The organism is Chondromyces crocatus (assembly GCF_001189295.1).
Taxonomy (GTDB): Bacteria; Myxococcota_A; Polyangia; order Polyangiales; family Polyangiaceae; genus Chondromyces; species Chondromyces crocatus.
Genome location: NZ_CP012159.1, coordinates 5,599,792 through 5,626,234 on the forward strand (window position 1 = coordinate 5,599,792; position 26,443 = coordinate 5,626,234).

A 26,443-nucleotide genomic window follows, 5' to 3' on the forward strand; every position below is an offset into this window, starting at 1 on the left:
GAACGGAGCTCACGTTCAGTCATGACCAGCATCGCAGGTCCGGTTCGACCGAAGCCGGAAGACGTCACGACGCATCGGGACCACACCACGACCCCCCTCTCGGCCGAGTTCGCGGTCGAGCCGGTGCGTCCTGCGGCGTCGGGCGTGAGCGTGCTGGCTGGCCTGGCGGAGGCTGCGCGGCGTGAGGGTAGGGTGCCGGCATCGTCGGGGCAGCGGCGACTCTGGTTGATGGAGCGGATCGCGGCCGATCGCACGCTGTACAACGTGCACCTCTGCGTGCGCATGGAGGGGCCGCTCGACCCGTCGTTGTTGCGCCAGAGCGCGGCCATGCTCTTCGAGCGACACGAGGTGCTCCGCACGCTGCTTCACGAAGCCGACGGGGAAGTCTTCGGGATCGTCAGCCCCCCGGGCGAGGTGGAGCTGCCCATCCTGGACCTCCGAGAGGTACCGCCCGAGGCCCGGACCCAGCGTCTCTCTCAGTTCTCGATGGAGCACAGCCTCACGCCCCTTGACCTCGGCGTCGGGCCTGTCGTGCGGATGACGCTGGTGGCGCTGAAGGACGATGAGCACGTCCTCCTCGTCACGCAGCACCACGCCGTCACCGACGGGCGGTCGCTCATGCTCCTGCCGGCAGAACTCTTCGCGTTCTACCGCGCGCTCTGCGAGGGAGCGCCGCCTCGTCTATCCCCGCTTCCCATCACCCATGCGGACTTCGTCGTCTGGGAGGCCCAGACGCGGCAGACGTCGCGCTTTGCCGAGCACCTGACCTGGTGGCAGACCCGCCTCTCGGACCTCCCCGCGCTGGAGCTCCCCTTCGGGCGCAAGGTCGAAGCGCCCACGTACGCCGGGGACTTCGTGACGTTCGTCTACCCGCCCGCGTTGACCACCGGGCTCGAGTCGATCGCGGCGCGGCACGGGAGCACCCTGTTCAGGGTCCTTCTGGCTGCCTGGGTCGCCTTGCTCCACCGCTACACGGGCCAGACCGACTTCCCCGTCGGCACGGTCACGGCCATGCGCAGGAACCCCGAGCTGCATGGCCTTCTCGGGTTCTTCGCCAACACCCTCGTCCTGCCCTGCGCGCTGGAGCCCGACCTGACGTTCCTCGAACTCGTGGCGCGGGTCGACGGCGTGGTGCGGGAAGCGCTGCCTCACGCGGAGGTTCCCCTCGACGACATCGTCCGGGCCGTGGGGGCCTCGCGCCGAGGACACCTCAACCCACTGGTTCAGTCCTCTTTCGTGCTCGAGAACTACTCGTTCCGCACGCTCGAAGCCGCCGACGTGCGGTGGACACCGTACTTCGAGGAGATCGATGCGGCTGTGAAGGGGGGGGCGAAATTCGACGTCTCCATGGTCCTTTACATGACGTCCGAGGGCCTCGAGGGGAAGCTCGATTTCGCGACGGATCTGTTTGACCGCGCCGCCATGAAGCGGATGGTGAGCCACTTCGAGGCACTGCTCCTCGACGTGGTCACCCACCCGGCCCGGCGTCTGTCGGAGCTGGCGTTGCTGTCCGGCGTGGAGCGGCGGAAGCTGCTGGTCGACTGGAACCAGACGGCGAGGGACTTCCGCCAGGCGACGTGCATCCACGCGCTGTTCAGGGAACAGGCCTCGCGGACACCGGGCGCCATCGCGGTGTGCTTCGAAGAGGAGCAGCTCACCTACGACGAGCTGGACGCCCGCTCCAACCAGCTCGCACACCACCTGCGCGCGCAGGGCGTGGGGGCCGAGGTGCTGGTGGGCCTGTGCGTGGAGCGATCCCTCGACATGGTCGTGGGGCTCCTGGGGATCGTGAAGGCGGGTGGCGCTTGTGTGCCGCTGGATCCGGCGTACCCACCGGAGCGGCTGGCGTTCATGCTGGAGGACGCTCATGCGAGCGTCCTGCTCACGCACGCGTCGCTGGTGGAGCGGCTGCCAGCGATCTCGGCGCGGGTGGTGCGCCTCGACGCGGACGCCCCGCTGCTGGCTGCGTGGCCCCGCTGGGCTCCAGGGGTGGATGTCGGGTCGGACAACCTCGCCTACGTCATCTACACATCGGGTTCGACGGGCACGCCGAAGGGCGTGATGTGCACGCACGCGGGGCTCGTCAATCTCGTGGACCATGAGGCCGAGCTTCTGGAGATCGGTCAGGGGACCCCGGTCCTGCAGTTCGCTTCGATCTCGTTCGATCCTTCTCTCTCCCAGATTTTCGCGACCTTGATCCGAGGCGGCGTGGTGGTGCTCGCGTCGACCGAACAACGGCGCTCTTGCTCCGCACTGACGGAACTTCTGCGGGCCCGGAACGTGGAGGTCGCCCATATTCCACCGAGCGCGCTCTCAATGCTCGATGAGCGCGACCTTCCGGCGCTTCGTGTGTTGATGGTGGGGGGGGAGGTCTGTCCTGTCGGTGCGGCCATGGCCTGGGCCCGTGGGCGCCGTTTCATCAACTCCTACGGTCCCACAGAGACGACGATCACGGTGTCGTACTGGGAAGGAAAGCCGTCGCCCGACGCCTCGGTCCCTCTCGGTAAGCCGAACGCCAACACGCAGGTCTACGTGCTCTCTCCTGCGATGCAGGTGCTCCCGATCGGCGTGCCGGGTGAGCTCTTCATCGCCGGCGCTGGCGTCTCGCGTGGCTATCTGGAGCGCCCAGACCTCACCGCCACCCGCTTCCTCCCCGATCCTTTCGGGCCGCCCGGGGCCAGGATGTACCGCACCGGCGACCTTTGCAGCTGGCGGGAGGGGGGCGACCTCGAGTTTCTGGGCCGCATCGACCACCAGGTGAAGATCCGTGGTTTCCGGATCGAGCTGGGGGAGATCGAGTCGGTGCTGGAGCAGCACGCCGCGGTGCGCGCCTGCGCGGTCATGGCGCGCGAGGACGAGCCGGGCAACGTGCGCCTGGTCGCGTACGTGGTGCTCGCGGCGGAGGACGAGGGGGGCTCGATCGCTGCGCTGCGCGCGCACCTCAAGACGAAGCTGCCCGATCACATGATCCCGTCGGCGTTCGTTGCCTTGCCCGTCCTTCCGCTCAGCGCGAACGGCAAGGTGGACCGCAAGGCCCTCCCGGCACCCGACGGACGCGCCGAGGACCGCCGCGTCTTCGTGGCGCCACGCACGCCGGTCGAGGAGCTGCTCGCCGAGATCTGGAGCGGGCTGCTCGGCGTCGGGCGGATCGGGGGGCAGGATGATTTCTTCGAGCTGGGGGGACACTCGCTCCTGGCGACGCAGCTGATCTCGCGCCTCCGCGCTGCCTTTGGCGTCGAGTTGCCCATGCTTCGCGTGTTCGAGGCACGAACGCTGGCGAGGCTCGCTGCGGAGATCGAAGCGGCGCGGCAGGGAGGGCGACCGCTCGACGAGCTGCCCCTGGTGCCGGTGGTGCGGGAGGGAGAGGTTCCCCTGTCGTTCGCCCAGGAGCGGCTGTGGTTCCTGGACAGGCTCGAACCCGACAGTCCTTTTTACAACATCCCCTTGGTGGTGCGCCTCGCGGGGAGCCTCGACGTGCGCGCCCTCGAGCAGAGCCTTGGCGAGATCGTGCGCCGACACGAGGCGCTACGGACGATCTTTCCGGTGACCGACGGGCAGGCCCGCCAGGTCGTCACGCCGCCCCGCGACTGGGCCTTGCCCCTCGTCGAGGTGCCTGCGGACGACCTGCGACGGCGCATCGAAGCGGAAGCTCGGGCTCCGTTCCGCCTGGCCGAGGGGCCGCTGCTCCGCAGTACGCTGGTGCGGCTGTCGGAGCGAGAGCACGTGCTGCTCTTGACGATGCACCACATCATCGGCGACGGCTGGTCGACGGGGGGGCTCGTGCGGGAGCTGGGCGCGCTCTACGAGGCCTTCTCGGCGGGGGAGCCTTCGCCGTTGCCTGCGCTGACCGTCCAGTACCCCGATTTCGCCCTGTGGCAGCGGCGCGTGCTGAGCGAGGCGCGCCTGGATGCGCTGCTCGCGACCTGGCAGGAGCGGCTGTCGGGCGCGCCGCCGCTCACCTTGCCGACGGACAGGCCTCGGCCGCCCGTGGCGTCCCATCGGGGCAGCACCATCACGTTCCAGCTCCCTCGCGAGGTCGGCGAGGGGCTGCGGGCGCTGGGCCGCAAGGAAGGCGCGACGCTGTTCATGACGCTGCTGTCGGCCTTCGCGGTGCTCCTGAGCCGGCACGCGAACCAGCTCGATTTCTGCGTTGGGACGCCCGTGGCGGGGCGGACGCGGCGCGAGGTCGAGGGGCTGCTCGGGTGCTTCATCAACACGGTGGTCGTGCGCGCCGATCTGTCGGGAGAGCCCAGCTTCCGGGGGCTCCTCGGGCGCATCCGCGAGGCGGCGCTCGTCGCGTATGCCCACCAGGACGCCCCCTTCGAGCGGCTGGTGGAGCGGCTGGGCGTTTCGCGGAGCCTCGGGCACAGCCCGGTGTTCCAGGTGATGTTCGTCCTTCAGAGCGCCCAGGTGGACACGCTTCGCTTGCCGGGGCTCGTGCTCTCGACCGCGCTGGAGACGACGAGCACGGCGAAGTTCGACCTGACCCTCTCCATGCAGGAGGGTCCCGAGGGGCTCTCCGGCGTGTTCGAGTACGCGACGGACCTTTTCGATGCGCCGACGATCGAGCGGCTCGCCGGGCACTTTGGCGTGCTCCTGAGCGCGGTTTTGAAGGACCCGGACACGTCGCTCGGGAGGCTGCCGCTCCTGACGGAGGACGAGCGGCATCGCGTGCTGGTGACGTGGAACGATGGGGGGCTGGAGCGACCGGCGGTCGATTGCCTTCATGCGCTGTTCATGGAGCAGGCGTCGAGGACACCGGATGCCATCGCGGTGAGCTGCGGTGGAGAGCAGCTCACGTATGCCGAACTCGACGTCCGATCCAACCGCCTCGCCCATCACCTTCGGGGCCTGGGCGTGCGCGCCGACGGGCTCGTCGGGTTGTGCGTCGAGCGGTCACTCGACATGGTCGTGGGGCTCCTCGGGATCCTGAAGGCGGGCGGTGCCTACGTGCCGCTGGACCCCGCCTATCCTCAAGATCGCCTGGCGTTCATGGTCCGTGACACGCAGGTGAAGGTGGTGGTCACCCAGGCGCGGGTGGCGCACCTGCTGCCCGAGAGCGAAGCGCGGCTCGTGCGGCTGGACGCCGACTGGGCAGCGATCGCGCAGGCGCCCGCTGCGCCCCCGGACTCCGACGCGACGCCGAGCACCACCGCGTACGTGATCTACACGTCGGGATCGACGGGGACACCGAAGGGGGCGATGGTCGAGCACGGCAACGTCGCCCGGCTGTTCTCGGCGACGGCGGCGTGGTTCCGGTTCGACGCGCGGGACGTGTGGACGATGTTCCACTCGGTGGCCTTCGACTTCTCCGTCTGGGAGCTGTGGGGGGCGCTGCTGCACGGCGGCCGTGTGGTGATCGTTCCCCAGGCGGTGGCCCGGGATCCCGAGGCGTTCTACGCACTCGTGGTCCGCGAGAAGGTGACGGTCCTCAACCAGACACCGTCGGCGTTCCGCGAGTTCGTCCGGGTGGACGGGAGCGTTCCCGCGGAGACGCGCGCGGCGCTCTCCCTGCGGCACGTGATCTTCGGCGGTGAGGCGCTCGACGTCGGAGAGCTGCGGTCATGGTGGGATCGGCACGACGATGGCGCCCCGGTGCTGGTCAACATGTACGGGATCACCGAGACGACCGTGCACGTCACCTACCGGCCGCTGAGCCGGGGGGACCTGGAGAGACCCTGGTCGAGCGTGATCGGGCGTCCGATCCCTGATCTGCAGGTGTACGTGCTCGACGCTGCACGCAATCCCGTGCCCATCGGGGTGTCCGGCGAGATGTACGTCGGAGGCGCGGGGGTCTCGCGGGGGTATCTCGGGCGCACGGCGCTCACCACCGAGCGCTTCGTCGAAGACCCATTCTCCACGCGGTCCGGGGCGCGCCTGTACCGGACCGGGGATCTCGCGCGGTGGAACGGTGCAGGAGAACTCGAATACCTGGGCCGGATCGATCAGCAGGTGAAGATCCGGGGGTTCCGTATCGAGCTGGGAGAGATCGAGGCGGTGCTCGGGCAGCACCCTGCGGTGCGCGCGTGCGTGGTCATGGCGCGCGAGGACGTCCCCGGGAACAAGCGCCTGGTGGCCTACGTGGTGCCCGACGAGGGGGGCACCCCGACGGCGGCCTACCGCGAGCACCTGCGCGCGAAGCTGCCCGAGTACATGGTCCCGGCGGCCTTCGTCGTCCTCGATGCGCTGCCCTCGACCCCGAGCGGCAAGGTGGACCGCCGGGCACTGCCTGCGCCCGAGCAGCGCCCGGAGGGCGGCCCCTCCTTCGTCACGCCCCGCACGCCCGTGGAGGCGCTGCTCGCCGAGATCTGGGGCGGGCTGCTCGGGATCGAGCGTGTCGGCGCGCAAGACGACTTCTTCGCGCTCGGCGGCCACTCCTTGCTGGCCACGCGAGCGATCTCGCGCATCCGTGCAGCGTTCGGCGTGGACCTTCCTTTGCGGACGCTGTTCGAGGGGCCCACCGTGGCGGAACTCGCGGCGAAGATCGACGCGACGGTGCGCGATGCGGCGCAGCTGGGTGACGCCGCGCAGGAGGAGCAGCCCCTCCTACCCGTGGCGAGGGACGGCGCGCTGCCTCTGTCCTTCGCGCAGGAGCGGCTGTGGTTCCTCGACAGGCTGGAGCCGAACTGCGCGTTCTACAACATCCCCATGGCCTCTCACCTTGCGGGGCCGCTCGACGTGGAGGCGCTCGCGCAGAGCCTCCACGAGATCGTGAGCCGCCACGAAGCGCTGCGGACGACCTTCCCGTCCCGTGAAGGGCGAGCCCACCAGGTGATCGGCGAGGCCACGCGCTGGACCATGTCGCGCGCAGACGTCCAGCCGTCGGACCTGCGCCGTCGTATCGACGAGGAGGCCCGCACGCCCTTCGATCTCGCGGCAGGCCCGCTCTTCCGGGCGACGCTCCTGCGCGTGTCGGAAGTGGAGCACGTGCTGCTCCTGACGATGCACCACATCATCAGCGATGGCTGGTCGATGGGGACCCTCGCGCGTGAGCTGCAGGCGCTCTACGAGGCCTTCGTTGCGGGGCGGTCCTCGCCCCTTTCCGAGCTGCCGGTCCAGGCGGTCGACCACGCCGTCTGGCAGCGGAGCCAGCTACGAGGAAAAGGCTTCGAGGCGCACCTGACCTACTGGCAGGCCAAGCTCGCCGGAGCGCAGCCGCTCGTCCTGCCGACGGATCGCCCGAGGCCTCCGGTGCCGTCGCACCAGGGTCGTCTGCTGACCTTCCAGCTCCCTCGATCGCTCGCGGTCGCGCTTCGCGCGCTGAGCCGCAAGGAGGGGGCGACGCTGTTCATGACCTTGCTCTCGGCCTTCGCGGTGCTCCTCGCGCGCCACGCGAACCAGGTCGACTTCTGCATCGGGACCCCGATCGCCACGCGGAACCGGGAGGCGCTCGAAGGGCTGATCGGCCTCTTTGTCGACACGCTCGTCCTGCGCGCCGACCTCTCGGGTGATCCGACCTTCCGCGCGCTCCTCGGGCGCATGCGGGACGAGGCGCTGGCGAGCTACGCCCACCAGGAGGTCCCCTTCGAGCGCATCGCCGACCGGTTGGGGGGGGAGCGGAGCCTCGGCCAGAGCCCGGTGTTCCAGGTGATGTTCGCGCTGCAGAACGCGCCGATGGACGGGCTCCGTCTGCCAGGGGTCGTGGTGACCTCCGAGGAGGTGGAGACGGGGACCTCGAAGTTCGACCTCTCGCTCTCGATGCAGGAGCACGCCGAGGGGCTCGCCGGGGTGTTCGAGGTCGCGACGGACCTGTTCGACGTCGCGACCGTCGAGCGCCTCATCGGTCAGTTCGGCGTCCTCTTGCGCGCGGTGGTGCGTGACCCGGAGGTGCCGGTGTCCGCGCTGCCGCTCCTGACGGAGGCCGAGCGCCAGCAGTCCCTCGTGACGTGGAACGACACGGCGACGGCTGCCGCGCAGGATCGGTGCGTTCACGCGCTGTTCATGGAGCAAGCGGCGAGGACACCTGGCGCCCTCGCGGTGATCCACGGTGATCGGCAGCTCACCTACGCCGAACTCGACGCGCGCTCCAGCCAGGTCGCGCACCACCTGCGAGCACAGGGGGTCGGCCCCGGGACGCTGGTGGCACTCTGCGTCGGCCGCTCCGTCGACCTGATCGTGGGTGCCCTCGGGGCGCTGAAAGCAGGCGCTGCCTACGTCCCGCTGGACCCGGCCCATCCAGCCGAGCGGCTGGCGTTCATGCTCGAGGATACGGGCGCGACCGTGCTGCTGACCCAGGCAGCCCTCGTCGCGCGGCTCCCGACGCACGGCGCGCAGGTGGTGCTCCTCGACGCTGATGGCGCGGCCCTCGACGCCTGGCCCGCCGTGGCGCCGCCCGTGCGCACGACGTCGGCGGATCTCGCGTACGTCATCTACACCTCGGGCTCGACGGGCCGGCCGAAGGGCGTCCTGCTCTCGCACGCGGGCCTCGTGAACCTCTGCGCGTGGCACGTGGGGGCGTACCAGCTCTCGCCAGGAGAGCGCACGACGCAGGTCGCTGCGCCGGGGTTCGACGCCTCGGTGTGGGAGATCTGGCCGGCGCTGATCGCGGGCGCTTCGCTCCTGATCGTGGACGACGAGACCCGCCTGTCGCCGGCCGCGCTCGCGGACTTCCTCGTGACGCGCGAGGTGACGGTGGCCTTCCTCCCGACACCCCTCGCGGAAGCGTTGTTGACCCTCCCGTGGCCGACGCGCGGCGGGCTGCGCGCGGTGCTGACGGGCGGCGACGTCCTGCGGCGAACCCCACCCGTGGCGTTGCCCTTCGCGTTCGTGAACCATTACGGACCGACGGAGTGCACCGTCGTGGCGACGGCGGCCGTGGTCACGCCAGGGGGGCAGGGGGCGCCACCGATCGGGAAACCGATCGCGAATGCTCGGGTGTACGTGCTGGATGCGCACGGCGCGCCCGTGCCCGTCGGTGTCCCTGGCGAGCTGTACATCGGCGGTGCCGGCCTCGCCCAGGGCTACGCGAACCGGCCGGCGCTGACGGCAGAGCGGTTCGTCCCGGATCCCTTCGGCGACACCCCGGGTCGTCTCTATCGCACGGGAGATCTCGTGCGGTGGCTGCCCGACGGGAGCCTCGCGTTCCTCGGGCGCATCGACGATCAGGTGAAGCTGCGCGGCTTCCGCATCGAACTCGGTGAGATCGAGGCCGTGCTCGGCGAACACCCCGCGGTACGCGCCTGCGTGGTGACGGTGCGTGAAGATGTGCCCTCGGAACGGCGGCTGGTCGCGTACGTGGTCTCTGCCGAGGCCGACGCCCCGACGGAGGCGTACCGCCAGCACCTCCGCGCGAAGCTGCCCGAGTACATGGTGCCGTCGGCGTTCGTCGCGCTACCCTCGTTGCCTCTCTCGCCGAACGGCAAGGTGGATCGCAAGGCGCTGCCCGCGCCGGAGCCTGCTGCCGAGGGAGCTTTCGAGTTCGTGGCCCCGCAAGGACCCGTCGAGGCGATGCTGGCCGAGATCTGGAGCCATTTGCTCGGGGTCGGCCAGGTCGGCGTGCAGGACGACTTCTTCGCGCTGGGCGGGCACTCGCTGCTCGCGACCCAGGTCGTCTCGCGCATCCGCGCGACCTTCGGGGTGGAGCTGCCTCTGCGCGCGCTCTTCGAGGCGCCGACCGTGGCGGGGCTCGCGGCGCGCCTCGACACGGCGGGCGCGTCCAGGCTGCCGCTGACCCGCGCGGAGCGACCGGACGTCCTGCCCCTCTCGTTCGCGCAGCGGCGTTTGTGGTTCCTGCAGCGGATGGATGGCTCCGGCGCCACCTACCACATCCCCTTCGCCCTGCGCTTCCAGGGGGAGCTGGACCTGCCGGCCTTGCAGGCCGCGGTCGGCGACGTCATGGCTCGGCACGAGAGCTTGCGGACCGTGTTCCCCGTCGTCGACGAGGTGCCTCACCAGCGCATCCTCGATGTGGACGCTGGGCTCCTCCCGTGGACCATCACCCCCGCGACCCCCGCCGCGCTGCCCGCGCTGCTGACCGAGGCGACGCAGCGGGGCTTCGATCTGGCGGTCGAGCCCCCGCTGCGCGCCGAGGTGTTCTCGCTGGGCCCCGACGAGCACGTGCTCTTGCTCCTGCTGCACCACATCGCCGGCGATGGCTGGTCGATGGGGCCCCTGCAGGCCGATCTCACCGCAGCGTACCTGGCGCGTCGTCAGGGCCAGGCTCCTGGCTTTGGCGTGCTTCCCGTGCAGTACGCCGACTACACCCTGTGGCAACACCGGCTCCTCGGCGAGCAGCGCGATCCGGACAGCCTGTTCGCCACCCAGCTCGCGTACTGGACCCGGGCCCTCGCCGGTCTTCCGGAGCAGCTCCCGCTGCCCGCCGACCGTCCTCGCCAGGCGGTGGCTTCTCACCGGGGTGGCGTCGTCCCGTTCCAGCTGGGTCCGGCCTTGCACGAGGGGCTTCTCGACCTCGCCGCGAAGGGGGGGGCCAGCCTGTTCATGGTGCTGCAAGCCGGCCTGGCCGCACTCTTGTCGCGGCTCGGCGCAGGGGATGACATCGTCGTGGGGAGCCCGATCGCCGGACGCACGGACCACGCCCTCGATCACCTCGTCGGGTTCTTCGTGAACACCCTGGTGCTGCGCACCGACACCTCGGGAGATCCCAGCTTCCTCGAGCTACTCGGTCGAGCGCGTGAAGCGGCCCTCGGCGCTTACGCTCACCAGGACGTGCCGTTCGAGTACCTGGTCGAGGTCCTCAATCCCGTCCGCTCGCTGTCTCACCACCCCCTGTTCCAGGTGATGCTGGTACTGCAGAACCAGGAGGGCGACGGCATCGACCTGCCCGGGCTGCGGGTGTCGGCGGTGCCGGTCTCGCTGGAGACCGCCAAGTTCGATCTGCTGTTCGCGCTGAGCGAGCGCCGCGGTCCCGGGGGCTCCCGTGAGGGACTCGACGGCGTGATCGAGTACGCGAGCGATCGGTTCGACCCCGCGACCATCGAGGGGATCGTGGCGCGGTGGATCCGCCTCCTCGAAGCGGCCGTGGCCGATCCCGAGCAGCCGTTCCGGCGGATCACACTGCTCACCGCCGACGAGCGCAGGACGCTGCTCGACACGTATAACGACACCGATCGCTCGGTCCCCGAGACCAGCCTCCCCGCGCTGTTCGAGGCGCAGGCCGCGGTGGCTCCGGAGCGCCCGGCCGTGCTGTTCGAGGCCGCCGCGCTGACGTACGCCGAGATCAACGCCCGCGCCAACCGCCTCTCGCACGCGCTGATCGCGCAAGGGGTCGGCCCGGAATGCCTCGTCGCCTTGCTCTTGCCGCGCACCCCGGAGCTGATCGTCGCGCTCCTGGCGACGCTCAAAACGGGCGCCGCCTACTTGCCCGTGGACCCGGAATACCCTGCGACGCGGATCGCGACGATGCTGAGCGACGCCCGCCCCGCGGTCCTGCTGGCGAGCCTGGAGACGGCGCGCGCGATCCCCGAGGGCACCGCGATCCCCCACCTGGTGGTGGACGATCCCGGCACGGCCGCCGCGGTGTCCCGTCACCGCGCCACGAACCCGACGGACACCGACCGCACCGCTCCCTTGATGCCGCAGCACCCGGCCTACGTGATCTACACGTCCGGATCGACGGGCATCCCCAAGGGCGTGGTCATGCCCTCCGACGCGCTGGTGAACCTGCTGAGCTGGCACCAGAGCGCCTTGCCGAGTGGTGCAGGCACCCGCGTCGCGCAGTTCACGGCCTTGAGCTTCGACGTCTCGGCGCAAGAGATCCTTTCCACGCTCCTCTTCGGAAAGACCCTGATCGTGCCCCCGGACGCCGTACGGCGCAGCGCGGAGCGACTGGCCGACTGGCTCGCGATCCACCGGGTGGAAGAGCTGTTCGCGCCCAACCTGGTCGTCGAGGCCTTGGCCGAGGCCGCCATCGAGAGGGGACTGCCTCTGCCGGAGCTTCGCGACATCGCCCAGGCGGGGGAAGCGTTGACGCTGAGCCGCAACGTGCGCGCCTTCCACCGGCTGGTCCCCGGCCGGCGCCTGCACAACCACTACGGTCCCACGGAGACGCACGTGGCCACCGGCAGCACGCTCCCGGTCGAACTCGACTCGTGCGTGCTCCCGCCGTCCATCGGCAAGCCGATCGACAACACGCGCGTCTACCTGCTGGACGACCGGCTCGACCTGGTGGCGCCGGGCCTGTCGGGGGAGATCCATCTCGCCGGCGCAGGGCTCGCGCGTGGCTACCTCGCTCGACCCGCCCTGACCGCGCAGCGCTTCCTCCCTGACCCGTTCGGCCCGCCGGGCGCGCGCATGTACCGCACCGGGGATCACGCGCGGTGGCGTCCAGGGGGCGAGCTGGAGTTCCTCGGTCGCATCGACGACCAGGTCAAAATCCGTGGCATCCGCATCGAACTGGGGGAGATCGAGGCCTCCCTGAGCGCCCACCCGGAAGTCGCTCAGGTGGCCGTCGTCGCCCGCGACCAGCAGCCGGGAGGGAAGTGGCTCATCGCGTACGTCGTCCCCAGGTCGCGCGCCGCGCTGCAACCCGAGGCGCTGCGCGAGTACCTGCGCGAGCGACTACCCGAGGCCCTCGTGCCTGCCGCGGTGGTGCTCCTGGATCACCTGCCGCTGACCGTGAACGGAAAGCTCGACCGCCGCGCGCTGCCCGAACCGGAGCTCGTGCTGCAAGGGGAGGGGAGGGGCGCGCGCACCCCGCAGGAGCAGCTCCTCTGCGAGCTGTTCGCCGAGGTGCTGGGCCTGGGCCGGGTCGGCATCGACGACGACTTCTTCGCGCTGGGTGGCCACTCCCTGCTCGCGACGCGCTTGATCGGCAGAATCCGGGCCACCTTCGGCGTCGAGCTGCCCTTGCGCCGGCTGTTCGAGGCCCCCTCGGTTGCCCGGCTGGTGTCGCAGCTCGACGGGGCCCAGGCGGCGCGGCTCTCGCTCCGCGCGCAGCCGCGTCCTGACGTGCTGCCTCTGTCCTTCGCGCAGCGGCGCCTGTGGTTCCTGCACGAGATGGAAGGCCATGCGGCGACCTACAACCTGGCGCTCTCGCTGCGCCTGACCGGAGCGCTGGACCGGCCGGCGCTCGATGCGGCGCTCGGTGACGTGGTGGCCCGCCACGAGAGCCTGAGGACCGTGTTCCCTCCGAACGAGGGGATGCCTCACCAGGTGATCCTCGATGTCGAGGCAGCGCGGCCGACGCTGACCGTGACGTCCCTCGACGAAGCGGCACTGCACGAGGCGCTGACCACCGAGGTGCGACGCAGCTTCGCGCTGGACTCCAGGCCGCCCCTGGGCGCCGCGCTGTTCGCGCTGTCCCCCGACGTCCACGTGCTGCTCCTGGTGATGCACCACATCGTCGGCGATGGTTGGTCCATGGGGCCACTCTCGCGGGACCTCGCCGCCGCGTACGCCGCACGGCGCCTGGGCGCACCCCCTGCGTGGTCCCCCTTGCCGGTGCAGTACGCCGATTACACGCTCTGGCAGCGCCGCCTGCTGGGGGACGTCGCCGATCCAGAGAGCCTGTTCTCCCGGCAGCTCGCGTACTGGACCGGGGCGCTCGCGGGGTTGCCCGAGCAGATCCCGCTCCCTGCCGATCGCCCGCGCCCCCCGGTGGCCTCGCACCGGGGCGGGATGATCGACGTGCGGTGGGATGCTCGCTTGCACGAGGGCCTGGTGCGCCTCGCTCGTCAGGGTGGGGCCAGCCTGTTCATGGTGCTCCAGGCGGGCCTGGCTGCGCTGCTCTCACGTCTGGGCGCGGGCCACGACATCGCGCTGGGGAGCCCCATCGCTGGCCGCACGGACGACGCCCTCGAAGGGCTCGTCGGATTCTTCGTGAACACGCTGGTCCTGCGCACCGACACCTCGGGGGACCCGAGCTTCCGGCAGCTCCTCGCCCGCGTGCGCGAGACCGCGCTGGCAGCCTATGCCCACCAAGACGTGCCGTTCGAGTACCTCGTCGAGGCCCTCAACCCGGCGCGCTCCCTCGCGCACCACCCGTTGTTCCAGGTCATGCTGGGGGTCCAGAACACCCCGCAGAGCGATGCCGAGCTGCCTGGCTTGCAGGTCGACGCGGAGAACACGGGCAGCACCGCCGGTTCCCGGGTCGATCTGACCATCAGCCTCGCGGAGCGGCGTGACGCGCGCGGCGTGCCGCTCGGCATCGAGGGCGCCGTCGAGTACAGCCTCGATCTGTTCGAGCAGGCGACCGTCGAGGCGCTGATGGCGCGCTGGGCCAGGTTGCTGGAAGCGGCGATTACCGACCCCGACGCGCCGATCGGTCGCATCGACCTGCTCGCCGCCGACGAGCGTCGCGAGTTGCTGAACGCGCGGAACGCCACGGTCCGTACGGTCCCCGAGGCGGCGTTCCCGGCGCTGTTCGAGGCGCAGGTCGAGGCGGACCCCCACGCACTGGCGCTCGTGTTCGAGGACCGGCGGCTGACCTACGGCGAGCTGAACGCGCGCGCCAACCGGCTCGCTCACACCCTGCGCGGGCGTGGTGTGGGACCCGAGCAGCGTGTCGCGCTGGCGCTGGCGCGCTCACCGGAGCTGGTGATCGCGATCCTCGCCGTGCTGAAGGCCGGAGCGGCCTACCTGCCGGTGGACCCGGAGTACCCGGCGGCGCGCATCGCCTTCATGCTCTCCGATGCCCGCCCCGCGCTGCTGCTGACCAGCCGCGAGACCCCAGCGGCGTCCCTCTCGGACCTCGCCACGCCCAGGCTGGTCGTGGACGACGCGGCCACGCAGGCCGCGCTGGCTGCTGCTCCCGAGACGAACCCGGACGCGCCCGTGGCTGCGCAGCAGGCGGCGTACGTGATCTACACCTCGGGCTCGACGGGCACGCCGAAGGGGGTGGTGGTGAGCCACGCGGGCATCGCCAGCCTGGCGGCGACGCACCGCGAGCGCCTGGACGTCGGGGCAGGGAGCCGCGTGCTGCAGTTCGCCTCGCCGAGCTTCGATGCCTCCTTCTGGGAGCTGTGCATGGGGCTTCTGACCGGCGCGGCGCTGGTGCTGGCGCCGAAGGAGCAGCTCATGCCGGGGACCGAGCTGGCGTCGCTGCTCGCGCGGCATGCGGTGACGCACGCCACCTTGCCCCCCGCGGTGCTGCCAACCCTGAGCGTGCCCCACGAGCTGCCGGCCGGCATGACCCTGGTCGTCGCCGGCGAGGCGTGCGCTCCGGATCTCGTCGCCGCCTGGGCGCCCGGGCGCCAGATGATCAACGCCTACGGCCCCACCGAGACGACCGTCTGCGCCACGATGAGCGAGGCCTTGCCCCCCGAGGCACACAGTCCACCGATCGGCCGACCGATCGCCAACGCGCAGGTCTACGTGCTCGACGACGCGCTGCAGCCCGTGCCTGCCGGGGTCACGGGAGAGCTGTACGTGGCGGGAGCGGGGCTCGCGCGGGGCTACCTGGGCCGGCCGGGCGTGACGGCCGAGCGCTTCGTCCCCAGCCCCTTCGGCGACGGCCAGCGCATGTACCGCACCGGCGACCTTGCGCGGTGGGACGCGAAGGGGAACCTCGTGTTCTGCGGCCGGGTCGACGCGCAGGTGAAGCTGCGCGGCTTCCGCATCGAGCTGGGCGAGATCGAAGCCCAGCTCGCGCTCCACCCCGCGATCGCGCAGGCCTCCGTCGTCGTCCGCGAAGATCGGCCAGGAGAGAAGCGCCTCGTCGCCTATGCCGTCCCTGCAGGGGGCGAAGCGCTCGATCCCAGCGCACTGCGCCACGATCTCTCCCTGCGGCTGCCCGAGTACATGGTCCCGGCGGCCATCGTCCCGCTCGACGCCTTGCCCTTGAGCCCGAGCGGCAAGGTCGACCGCGACGCCCTCCCAGCCCCCGATCTCGGCCTGCTCCGCACCGCCCGCTCCCCCCGGAGCCCGCGTGAGCAGCTCCTCTGCGATCTGTTCGGCGAGATTCTGGGCCTGGGGCAGGTGGGGATCGACGACGACTTCTTCGAGCTGGGGGGCCACTCCTTGCTCGCCACCCAGCTCGTGAGCCGGGTGCGCGCGACGTTCGGCCTGGAGCTGAGCGTGCGCCGCCTCTTCGAGACACCGACCGTGGCCGGCCTCTCGCAGCACCTCGACGGCGACGCCAGAGACCGCACGCGCCCGATGCTCCTCGCGCAGGCGCGCCCGGACGAGGTTCCGCTGTCCTTTGCCCAGCGGCGCCTCTGGTTCCTGCACCAGATGGAAGGCCGCACCGCCACCTACAACATCCCGATGGCCTTGCGCCTTTCGGGGCGTCTGGATCGCGGCGCGCTGGAGGCCGCGCTGGGTGACGTGGTCACCCGCCACGAGAGCTTGCGGACGACGTTCGGGCAGCGGGAAGGCACCGCGTTTCAGCAGATCCTCCCCCCCGACCTGGCGCGCCCCGCCCTGTCCATTACGGAGATCCCGGAGTCTGCGCTCCGCGAGGTGCTGGCGAGGGCCGCGCAGTACGGCTTCGATCTGTCCAGCGAACCCCCGCTGCGCGTCGAGCTGTTCGTGCTGGGACCGGAGGAGCACGTGCTCTTGCTCCTCCTTCATCACATCGCTGGCGACGGCTGGTCTCTGGCCCCGCTGTCACGCGACGTCGCGACCGCGTATGCGGCGCGCTGCAAGGGCGAGGTGCCCGCATGGTCGCCGCTGCCGGTGCAGTACGCCGACTATGCCCTGTGGCAGCGGACGCTGCTGGGGGACGAGACGGACCCGGAGAGCCTCTTCAGCCGCCAGCTCGACCACTGGACGCGGGCCCTCGCCGACCTGCCCGAGCAGCTCGATTTGCCGGCCGATCGCCCGCGCCCGCCGGTGGCCTCGTACCAGGGGGACTTCCTCCCGATCTCCCTCGATGCCACCTTGCACCGCGGACTGACTCAGCTCGCCCGTCGGAGCGGTGCCAGCCTGTTCATGGTGCTCCAGGCGGCGCTCTCGGCGCTCCTGTCGCGGCTGGGCGCGGGCGACGACATCCCCCTCGGGAGCCCCATCGCGGGCCGCACCGACCGGGCGCTGGAGGATCTCGTCGGCTTCTTCGTCAACACGCTGGTCCTGCGCACCGACACGTCGGGTAACCCGAGCTTCTCGCAGCTCCTCGCCCGCGTGCGCGAGACCGCGCTTTCTGCCTACGCCCACCAGGATCTGCCGTTCGAGCACCTGGTCGAGGTCCTGAACCCCACCCGGACGCTCGCGCACCACCCGCTGTTCCAGGTGCTGCTCGCGGTGCAGAACGTTCCCGAAGGCATGTTCGAGCTGCCTGGCTTGCTCGTCTCGTTCGTGCCGACCCGCACGGGGACCTCCAAGTTCGACCTCGGCTTCAGCCTCTCCGAGGTGCGTGGTGCGGACGGCACCCCGCAAGGTCTGGGCGGCTATGTCGAGTTCGCCACCGACAGGTTCGATCTCACGACGATCGAGACGCTGTTTGCTCGGTGGGTTCGCTTGCTGGAAGCGGTGGTGGCCGATCCTGGCCAGCCGATCGGCACCATCGACCTGCTCACCGCCGATGAGCGCCACGAGCTGCTCGTCGTGCGGAATGCCACGGCCCGAGAGGTCCCGGAGGCCGCGTTCCCGGCGCTGTTCCAGGCCCAGGTCGAGGTGAGTCCGGATGCCTTGGCGCTCGTGTTCGAGGACCGGCGGCTGACCTATGGCGAGCTGAACGCGCGCGCCAACCAGCTCGCCCATGCGTTGCACGCGCGCGGTGTGGGGCGCGAGCAGCGCGTTGCGCTGGCGTTGCCGCGTTCACCCGAGCTGGTGGTCGCGATCTTGGCGGTGCTGAAGGCCGGGGCGGCCTACCTGCCGGTGGATCCGGAGTATCCGGCGAAGCGGATCGCCTTCATGCTTTCGGACGCCCATCCCGCGCTGCTGCTGACCAGCCGCGAGACTCCGGCGGCGTCTCTCGCGGACGTCACCACGCCCAGGCTGGTCGTGGACGACGAGGCCACGCGCGAGGAGCTGGCTTCCTTCCCCGAGACGAACCTGGACGTGCCCGTCGACGTGCTGCACGCGGCGTACGTGATCTACACCTCGGGGTCGACGGGCATGCCGAAGGGCGTCGTGGTGAGCCACGCAGGCATCGCCAGCCTGGCTGCCGCGCACATCGAGCGGTTCGGCGTGCGCGGTGACAGCCGCGTGTTGCAGTTTGCCTCGCCGAGCTTCGACGCCTCCTTCGCCGATGTGAACATGGCGCTGCTGTCTGGTGCGGCCCTGGTGCTGGCGCCGAAGGAGCAGCTCTTGCCAGGGTCGGCGCTGGCCTTGCTGCTCGCGCGGCACGCGGTGACGCATGCCACCTTGCCTCCCGCCGCGCTGGCCGTGCTCTCCGCGCCGCACGACCTGCCAGCTGGCATGACCCTGGTCGTCGCCGGCGAGGCGTGCACCCCGGATCTCGTGGCCACCTGGGCGCCCGGGCGCCGGATGATCAACGCCTACGGTCCCACCGAGACCACCGTCTGCGCCACGATGAGCGAGGCCTTGCCTCCCGAGGCGCACAGTCCAGCCATCGGCCGACCGATCGCCAACGCGCAGGTCTACGTGCTCGACGACGCACTGCAGCCGGTGCCTCCTGGGGTCACGGGAGAGCTGTACGTGGCGGGCGCGGGGCTCGCGCGGGGCTACCTGGGCCGGCCTGGGTTGACGGCCGAGCGCTTCCTCCCCAGCCCCTTCGGCGACGGTCAGCGCATGTACCGCACCGGGGACCGCGTCCGGTGGAACGCCGAGGGGAACCTCGAATTCTGCGGCCGGGTCGACGCGCAGGTGAAGCTGCGCGGCTTCCGCATCGAGCTGGGCGAGATCGAGGCCCAGCTCGCGCTCCACCCCGAGGTGGCCCAGGCCGCGGTGCTGGTTCGCCAGGGCGGCCCCGCCGAGGACGAGCGGCTCGTCGCCTACGTCGTCGCGGGGGACCAGGGAGACCGCGCCCGGGACGAGCAGGTGGCGCGCGACCAGGTGAGCGAGTGGCAGCAGATCTACGAGACCCACTACGCCACGGTGGACGCCTCGCAGCTGGGCCAGGACTTCAGCGGCTGGAACAGCAGCTACGACGGTCAGGGGATCCCCGTCGAGCAGATGCGCGCCTGGCGTGACGCGACGGTCGACCGCATCCTGTCCCTGCGCCCGAAGCGGGTGCTGGAGATCGGCGCCGGCAACGCGCTCCTCCTCTCGCAGATCGCGCCTCACTGCGAACGCTACTGGGCCACGGATCTCTCCGCGACGGTCATCGCGACCCTCGCGGCGCAGCTCCGGCACCACCCCGAGATCGCGGAGCGCGTGGTGCTGCGCGCCCAGCCCGCCCACGACACCGAGGGGCTGCCCGAGGGCGTCTTCGACACGATCGTCCTCAACTCCGTCGCTCAGTACTTCCCGAACCCGGCGTACCTCATCGATGTCGTGAAGCAGGCGCTGCGCCTGCTCGTCGACGGCGGCACCCTGTTCATCGGCGATGTCCGCAACCTGAAGCTCCTGCGCTGCTTCGCCACGGCCATCCAGGTCCACCGGGCCGACGCGAGCGCCGACGCGGCGACCCTGCGCCGGGCCGTGGAGCACGCCCTGCTCGTGGAGAAGGAGCTGCTCGTCGCCCCGGAGTTCTTCTCGGCGCTGGCGACCACGCTCCCCGAACTCGGCGGCGTCGACATCCGCCTGAAGCGCGGCCAGCACCACAACGAGCTGACCCGCTACCGGTACGACGCCATCCTCCGCAAGCGGCCGCTCACGCCACTACCGCTCGGCGAGGCCCCTCGCTCCCGCTGGGACGAGCTGAGCGACCTCGCCGCCCTCTCCGAACTCCTGTCGACCCGGCGTCCGGAGACGCTGCGCATCACCGGCGTTCCGAACGCCCGCCTCGCCCAGGAGGCTGCGGCCGTACAAGCACTGGAGGACGGGCGCCCCGCGCGTGACCTCCTGGCGATGCTGGCGGACGCGCCCCTGGGCGACCTCGATCCCGAGACGTTCTGCGCGCTCGGAGAGCAGCGCGGCTACTGGGTGGGCGTCACCTGGTCATCAACCGAGCTCGGCGCCGTCGACGTGCTGTTCGTGTCGGCCGAGCTGGCCGCGTCGAGGCTCCCCGTCGACGTCTACCTCCCCGCGAACGTCGCCGGGCTTTCGCCGTCGGCGTTCACGAACGACCCCTCGGCGGCGCGTGGCGCGGGGGCCCTGATCGTCGCGCTCCGTGAGCACCTCCGCCAGCGCCTCCCGGACTACATGGTCCCGGCGGCGATCGTGGTCCTGGAGCGCCTGCCGATGACGATCAACGGCAAGCTCGACCGCCACGCGCTGCCCGCGCCGGAGGTCCTCCTGGACCGGGGCGGACGCGCCGCGCGCACCCCGCAGGAGCAGCTCCTTTGCGACCTGTTCGCCGAGGTGCTCGGTCTCGGACAGGTCGGGATCGACGACGACTTCTTCGCCCTGGGGGGGCACTCCTTGCTCGCGACGCGGCTGATCGGTCGGATCCGCGCGACCTTCGGTGTGGAGCTGTCCCTGCGCAGCCTCTTCGAGGCGCCCACGATCGCCAGGCTCGCCCCGCAGCTCGGTGACGCCCAGGAAGCGCGGCTGGCCCTGCGTCCCGGCCTGCGCCCCGACCGGCTGCCCCTCTCCTTCGCCCAGCGCCGCCTCTGGTTCCTGCACCAGCTGGAGGGCCGCACGGCGACCTACAACATGCCCCTCGCGCTGCGCTTGACCGGGCCACTGGACCGGCCGGCCTTGCAGGCGGCCCTCGGTGATCTCGTCACGCGCCACGAAAGCCTGAGGACGGTGTTCCCCCAGATCGAGGGCACGCCGCACCAGGTGATCCTCGACGCCGAAGCGGCGCGCCCAGCGCTGCCCGTCACCGTCCTCGACGAGGCCAGCTTGCCCGACGCCTTGGCCGTTGCCGCGCGGCACGGCTTCGAGCTGTCCGTCGAGCAGCCGTTGCGCGCTGCGCTCTTCGCCGTCACCCCCGACGTCCACGTGCTGCTCGTGCTCCTGCACCACATCGTCGGCGACGGCTGGTCCATGGGACCGCTCGCGCGGGACCTCGCCGCCGCGTACGCCGCCAGGTGCCACGGCGAGGCGCCCGCGTGGTCGCCCCTGCCCGTGCAGTATGCCGACTACACCCTCTGGCAACGCACCCTGCTCGGCGACCCCTCCGATCCCGCGAGCCTCTTCGCCCGCCAGCTCGCGTACTGGCGCGACTCCCTGCGCGGCGTGCCCGAGCAGCTCGACCTGCCCACCGATCGCCCGCGCCCGCCGGTGGCCTCGTACCGCGGCGGCGCCTTGCCCTTGCGCTGGGACGCTCCCTTGCACGAGGGCCTCGCCGCGCTTGCCCGCCAGAGCGGCGCCAGCTTGTTCATGGTGCTCCAGGCAGGCCTCGCCGCCCTCCTGTCCCGCCTGGGCGCGGGCCATGACATTCCCCTCGGCAGCCCCATCGCGGGCCGCACCGACCAGGCGCTCGACGGCCTCGTCGGGTTCTTCGTCAACACCTTGGTCCTGCGCACCGACACCTCGGGCAACCCCAGCTTCCGTCAGCTCGTGGCCCGGGTGCGCGAGGCCGCCCTCGCCGCCTACGCCCACCAGGACGTGCCCTTCGAGTACCTGGTCGAGGCCTTGAACCCGGCGCGCTCGCTGTCCCACCACCCCCTGTTCCAGATCATGCTCGCCGTGCAGAACGCCCCCGAGGGCGCCTTCGGGCTGCCCGGCTTGCACGTCGAACCCATCGGCACGGGCAGCACCCAGACCTCGCGCTTCGACCTGTCCGTCAGCCTCGTCGAGCGGCGTGGCGCCGATGGCACCGCCGAGGGCATCGAGGGCGCCATCGAGTACAGCAGCGACCTGTTCGAGCCGACCACCGTAGAGCGGCTGATGGCGCGCTGGGCCAGGCTGCTCCGTGCCGCGCTCGCCGAGCCCGACCAGCCCCTCGGGCACCTCGACCTGCTCGAGCCCGAGGAGCGTCAGCGGTTGCTGCTCGGCGGCGGCGCAGTGGCTCACACCGTCGCCGAGGTCGACCTCGCCACCGCCTTCCAGGCGCAGGTGGACGAGACGCCCCACGCACCGGCCGTGGTCGCGCATGGCACGACGCTGACCTATGCCGCGCTGAACGCGCGTGCCGACCAGCTCGCGCAGCGCCTGACGTCACGCGGCGTCGGCCCGGAGACCGCGGTGGGGCTGCTCCTGGAGCGCTCCCTGGACCTCGTCGTCGCCATCCTCGCCGTCATCAAGGCGGGCGGCACCTACGTGCCCCTGGACGGCCGCCATCCCCTGGCGCGGATGGAGCACATCCTCCAGGAGACGGGCGCGAAGCTGCTCCTCACCCAGGCGGTCCGCAGCGACGATCGCTTGCCGCGACGCGTTCCCATCCTCGTGGTCGACGCGCCCTCCGTCGACACGCTCGACGCCGCGCGCCCCGCCAGCGCGCTCCTCGTCGACGTCGCCGCCGACCCTCGCACGCCGCCCATCGCCCGCCACCCCGACCAGCTCGCCTACGTCATGTACACGTCGGGTTCGACGGGCATCCCAAAGGGCATCGCCATCACCCACCGCGACGTCCTCGAGCTGGCCTCCGACCCCTGCTGGCGCACGGGCCATCAAGCGCGGGTGCTCTGGCACTCGCCCCCGGCCTTCGACGCCTCCACCTACGAGCTCTGGGTCCCCCTGCTCGGCGGCGGTCAGGTCGTCGTCGCCCCCGCGGGCGAACTCGCCACCCACGACCTCCGGCGCCTCCTCATCGACGAGAAGATCACCGGCCTGTGGCTGACCAGTGCCTTGTTCAACGTCCTCGCGGAGGAGGACCCCACAAGCTTTGCCAGCCTCGCCGAGATCTGGACGGGCGGTGAGGCCCTCTCACCGCCCTCGATCCAGCGCGTGCTCGACGCTTGCCCCGGTACCCTGCTCGTCAACGGCTACGGCCCGACCGAGACCACCACCTTCGCCACCGCCCACGCCCTGCGTGCTCCTCGCTGCCCCGAGCACACCGTGCCCATCGGCAAGCCCCTGGCGAACACGCGCGCCTACGTCCTCGACGAGGCCCTGCAGCTCGTCCCTCGGGGCGTCGCTGGTGAGCTGTACCTCGCTGGCGCGGGCCTGGCGCGCGGCTATGTGGGGCGCCCCGGTTCGACCGCCGAGCGCTTCGTCGCCTGCCCGTTCGACCCTGGCACGCGCATGTACCGCACGGGTGATCGGGTCCGCTGGAACGCAGACGGCGCGCTCGAATTCCTGGGCCGCGCCGACGACCAGGTCAAGATCCGCGGCTTCCGCATCGAGCCCGGCGAGATCGAGGCCCGGCTCGCCGCGCACCCCGACCTCGCGCAGGCTGCGGTCGTCGTCCGCGAGGATCGCCCTGGCGAGAAGCGCCTCGTCGCCTATGCCGTCGCCGCGACCGGCAAGGCGCCCGAGCCCGGCGCGCTGCGCGACGCCCTCGAACAGCAGCTCCCCGCGTACATGGTGCCAGTGGCAATCGTCCTGCTCGCTGCCCTCCCGCTGACCCCGAACGGCAAGCTCGATCGCAAGGCCCTGCCCGCGCCCGAGTTCACCCTCACGCCCGCGGGCCGCGGCCCTCGCTCCCCGCGCGAGCAGATCCTGTGCGACCTTTTCGCCGAGGTCCTCGGCGTGCCTCGCGTCGGCATCGACGACGACTTCTTCGCGCTGGGCGGCCACTCCTTGCTCGCCACCCGCCTCGTCAGCCGCGTCCGGACCACCCTCGGCGTCGACCTCGGCCTCCGCCGCCTCTTCGAGGCCCCCACCGTCGCTGGCCTCGCCGCCGGTCTGGATCTCGACCGCAGAGACGATGCCCTCGACGTCCTCTTGCCCCTGCGCGCCTCGGGCACCCGCTCGCCTCTCTTCTGCATGCACCCGGGCGGCGGCATGAGCTGGGTCTACGGCGGCCTGATGCGCCACCTCGACCCGGCCACGCCCCTCTACGGCCTCCAGGCGCGCAGCCTCGCGCGCCCCGAGCCGCGCCCCGGCTCGGTCCAGGCCATGGCCGCCGACTACGCCGACCAGCTCCAGACCGTCCAGCCCCGGGGCCCCTACCACCTCCTCGGCTGGTCTTCTGGCGGCCTCGTCGCCCACGCCGTCGCCACCGAGCTGCAACGCCGCGGCGAGCCGGTCGCCCTCCTCGCCCTCCTCGACGCCTACCCCATGGTCGACCTCACGCTCGACGAGCCCCTCGTACGCGGCCCCCGCGACGTCCTCGCCGGCCTCATCGAGCGCGACCCGAACGACCTCCAGGCGCTCGACGACGAGGCCCTGTACGACCACGTCCTCGACGAGCTGCGCCGCCAGGGCAGCGCGCTCGCCAGCTTCGACGTGGGTCACCTCGCCACCCTCGTCGCGCTGATGACCCACAACGCCAGCCTGATCACCGACTTCAGGCCCGCGCGCTTCGACGGGGATCTCGTGTTCTTCGGCGCCACGATCGGCCGCAAAGACCAGGCCCGATCCGCCCTCTGGCAGCGCTACGTCAGCGGCGCCATCGAGGACCACGACGTCGACGCCCGCCACGACCACATGATGCAGCCCGCGCCCCTCGCGCAGATCGGACGCATCCTGGCCGACAAGCTTCGCAACCTCGCCTCCTCCGTGGACGCGCGCCCCAGCAACGACGAAACGAAGGCCGAACCATGACGCAGACGCTCGACATCGAATGCTCAACCCCCCTCCCGGCCTCTCCCGAAGAGGTCTGGGAGACGGTCACCACCGGCTCGGGCAACCTGCGGTGGGTCTTCAAGATGGAGATCGAACCCCGGGTGGGTGGCATCGTCTCCCGCGGTCCCTCCACGGTGACCGCCTGGGAGCCGCCGCACCACTTCGCCTGCCTCCGCAGCGAGGACGGCTTCTCGGCCCTGCTCGCGTACCGCATCGAGCCCCGCGATGGCGGCAGCGTCATGCACACGACGATTCACCGCGAGTATGGCAAGCCCATCGACGATCTCGACTTCCAGCGCGACATCGCCGAGAAGCACACCAACTTCTACAACCACACGCTGGGCCAGTACCTGAGCCACTTCAAGGGCCGCCCTGCCGCCTTCGTCGAGCTGCTCGCGCCCCCGGGTTCACAAGCACCTGACGCCCTCCTCAGGCTCCGCCGCCGCCTCGGCCTGCCCGACGACGTCGCCGAGGGCGACACCGTGCGCGTCGAGCTTCCGGAGGTCGGGCCGCAGGACGCGGTGGTCGACTACCTGCACCCGGCCTTCCTCGGCGTGCGGACCCGGGACGGGCTGTACCGCTTCTTCGGCAGGAACGCCTGGGGCTGGCCCATCGGCGTGAGCCTCCACCTCTTCGCCGAGGGCGTCGACGAGGCGAAGACCGAGCAGCTCTGGCGCACCTGGCTGGACGAAGCGTTCCGTCCGGAGACCCGACCATGAGCAGCCCCACCATCGCCGAGGTCATGGCGACGCCCGCGTTCCAGCTCGACCCGTACCCCCTCTACGCGCGCCTGCGTGACGAACAGCCGCTCTACCGCAGCCCTCACGGCGTCGCCTACCTCAGCCGCCACGCCGACATCGAGAAGGCCCTGCGCGACCCGCGCCTGTCCAACGACCGCGACCGCATCATCCGCGCCATGCAGGCCCAGAAGAACGACACCCAGCTCATGACTCGCCTCATGCGCAAGCTCGGCCGGGTGATGACCAACTCCGACCCGCCGTACCACGCTCGCCTGCGCAAGCTCGTCGGCAAGGCGTTCAACGCAGGGAGGATCCGCGACTTCCGTCCCCAGGTGCAGGCGCTCACCGACGATCTCCTCGACGCCGCGCAGGCAAGAGGGAAGGGGATGGACCTCATCGCGGCGCTGGCCTACCCGTTGACCAGCACCGTCATCTGCGCCCTCATCGGCCTCCCGCGCGACGACCAGGCCCGATTCCTCGCCTGGTTCCGGCAGCTCGAAGATCCGATCGGCGCTGGCCTCTCCATCGGCGAGACCGAGGCGCTGGTCGACACCCTGTACGGCGCCCTCCGCGCCCTCATCCACCTGCGAGAGCGCGAGCCGGGCGACGACTTCCTGAGCGCCCTCGTCCATGCCGAGGAGGGCGGCGAGCGCCTCGACGAGGACGAGCTGCTCTCCGCCTGCTTCGTGCTCATCGGCTCCGGCTACGAGACCACCATGAACCTCATCGCCAACAGCGTGTTCACCCTGTTGCGTCACCCCGACCAGCTCTGCGCGCTGCAGGAGAAGCCCGAGCTGCTCCCGCAGGCCATCGAGGAGGTGCTGCGCTACGAGAGCCCCTCGCTCCAGGTGATCCGTGTGGTTGCCGAGCCCGTCCCGATCGCCGATGGGACGCTGGAGGAAGGCGAGATGGTCTCGCTCCTCCTCGGTGCGGCCAACCGCGACCCCCTCCGCTTCCCCGATGCGGAGCGCTTCGACATCACCCGCACGGACAGCCGCCACGTGAGCCTCGGCAGCGGCATCCATTTCTGCCTCGGCGCACCGCTGGCCAGGCTCGAGGCCGCCGTGGCCGTCGGCACGGTGCTGCGGCGGTTCCCGTCGCTTCGCTTCGAGGACAGCACGCCGGCGTGGCGACCGAACCCCGCGCTGCGAGGGCTCGCTCATCTCAACGTCGCCTGGTCCTGA

The 26,443-nt window shown here is 71.1% G+C and carries 3 protein-coding genes; all 3 read left to right on the forward strand.

Annotated elements, in window-relative coordinates:
- The first annotated feature begins 21 nt into the window (after positions 1-21).
- Genes CMC5_RS20580 through CMC5_RS20590 form a run of 3 tightly spaced genes read left to right on the forward strand, consistent with a single transcriptional unit; the run spans position 22 to position 26,443 of the window.
- Positions 22-24,498 carry a non-ribosomal peptide synthetase gene (locus CMC5_RS20580; RefSeq protein ID WP_082362653.1) on the forward strand — a complete coding sequence of 8,159 codons (24,477 nt, stop codon included), beginning with the start codon at positions 22-24 and terminating at the stop codon, positions 24,496-24,498.
- Positions 24,495-25,238 (forward strand): SRPBCC family protein, encoded by a 744-nt coding sequence (locus CMC5_RS20585; protein ID WP_050432014.1) that lies wholly within the window; start codon positions 24,495-24,497, stop codon positions 25,236-25,238. Before CMC5_RS20580 ends, CMC5_RS20585 begins: the two co-directional genes overlap by 4 nt.
- On the forward strand, positions 25,235-26,443 hold the full coding sequence (locus CMC5_RS20590) for a cytochrome P450 (RefSeq protein WP_050432015.1): 1,209 nt from the start codon (positions 25,235-25,237) through the stop codon (positions 26,441-26,443). The genes CMC5_RS20585 and CMC5_RS20590 overlap by 4 nt, the downstream gene beginning before the upstream one ends.

Bases quoted from the DNA above. Each gene is read 5' to 3' on its own strand.
- CMC5_RS20585 (WP_050432014.1), top strand. From the start codon at position 24,495: ATGACGCAGACGCTCGACATCGAATGCTCAACCCCCCTCCCGGCCTCT.
- CMC5_RS20590 (WP_050432015.1), top strand. From the start codon at position 25,235: ATGAGCAGCCCCACCATCGCCGAGGTCATGGCGACGCCCGCGTTCCAG.
- CMC5_RS20580 (WP_082362653.1), top strand. From the start codon at position 22: ATGACCAGCATCGCAGGTCCGGTTCGACCGAAGCCGGAAGACGTCACG.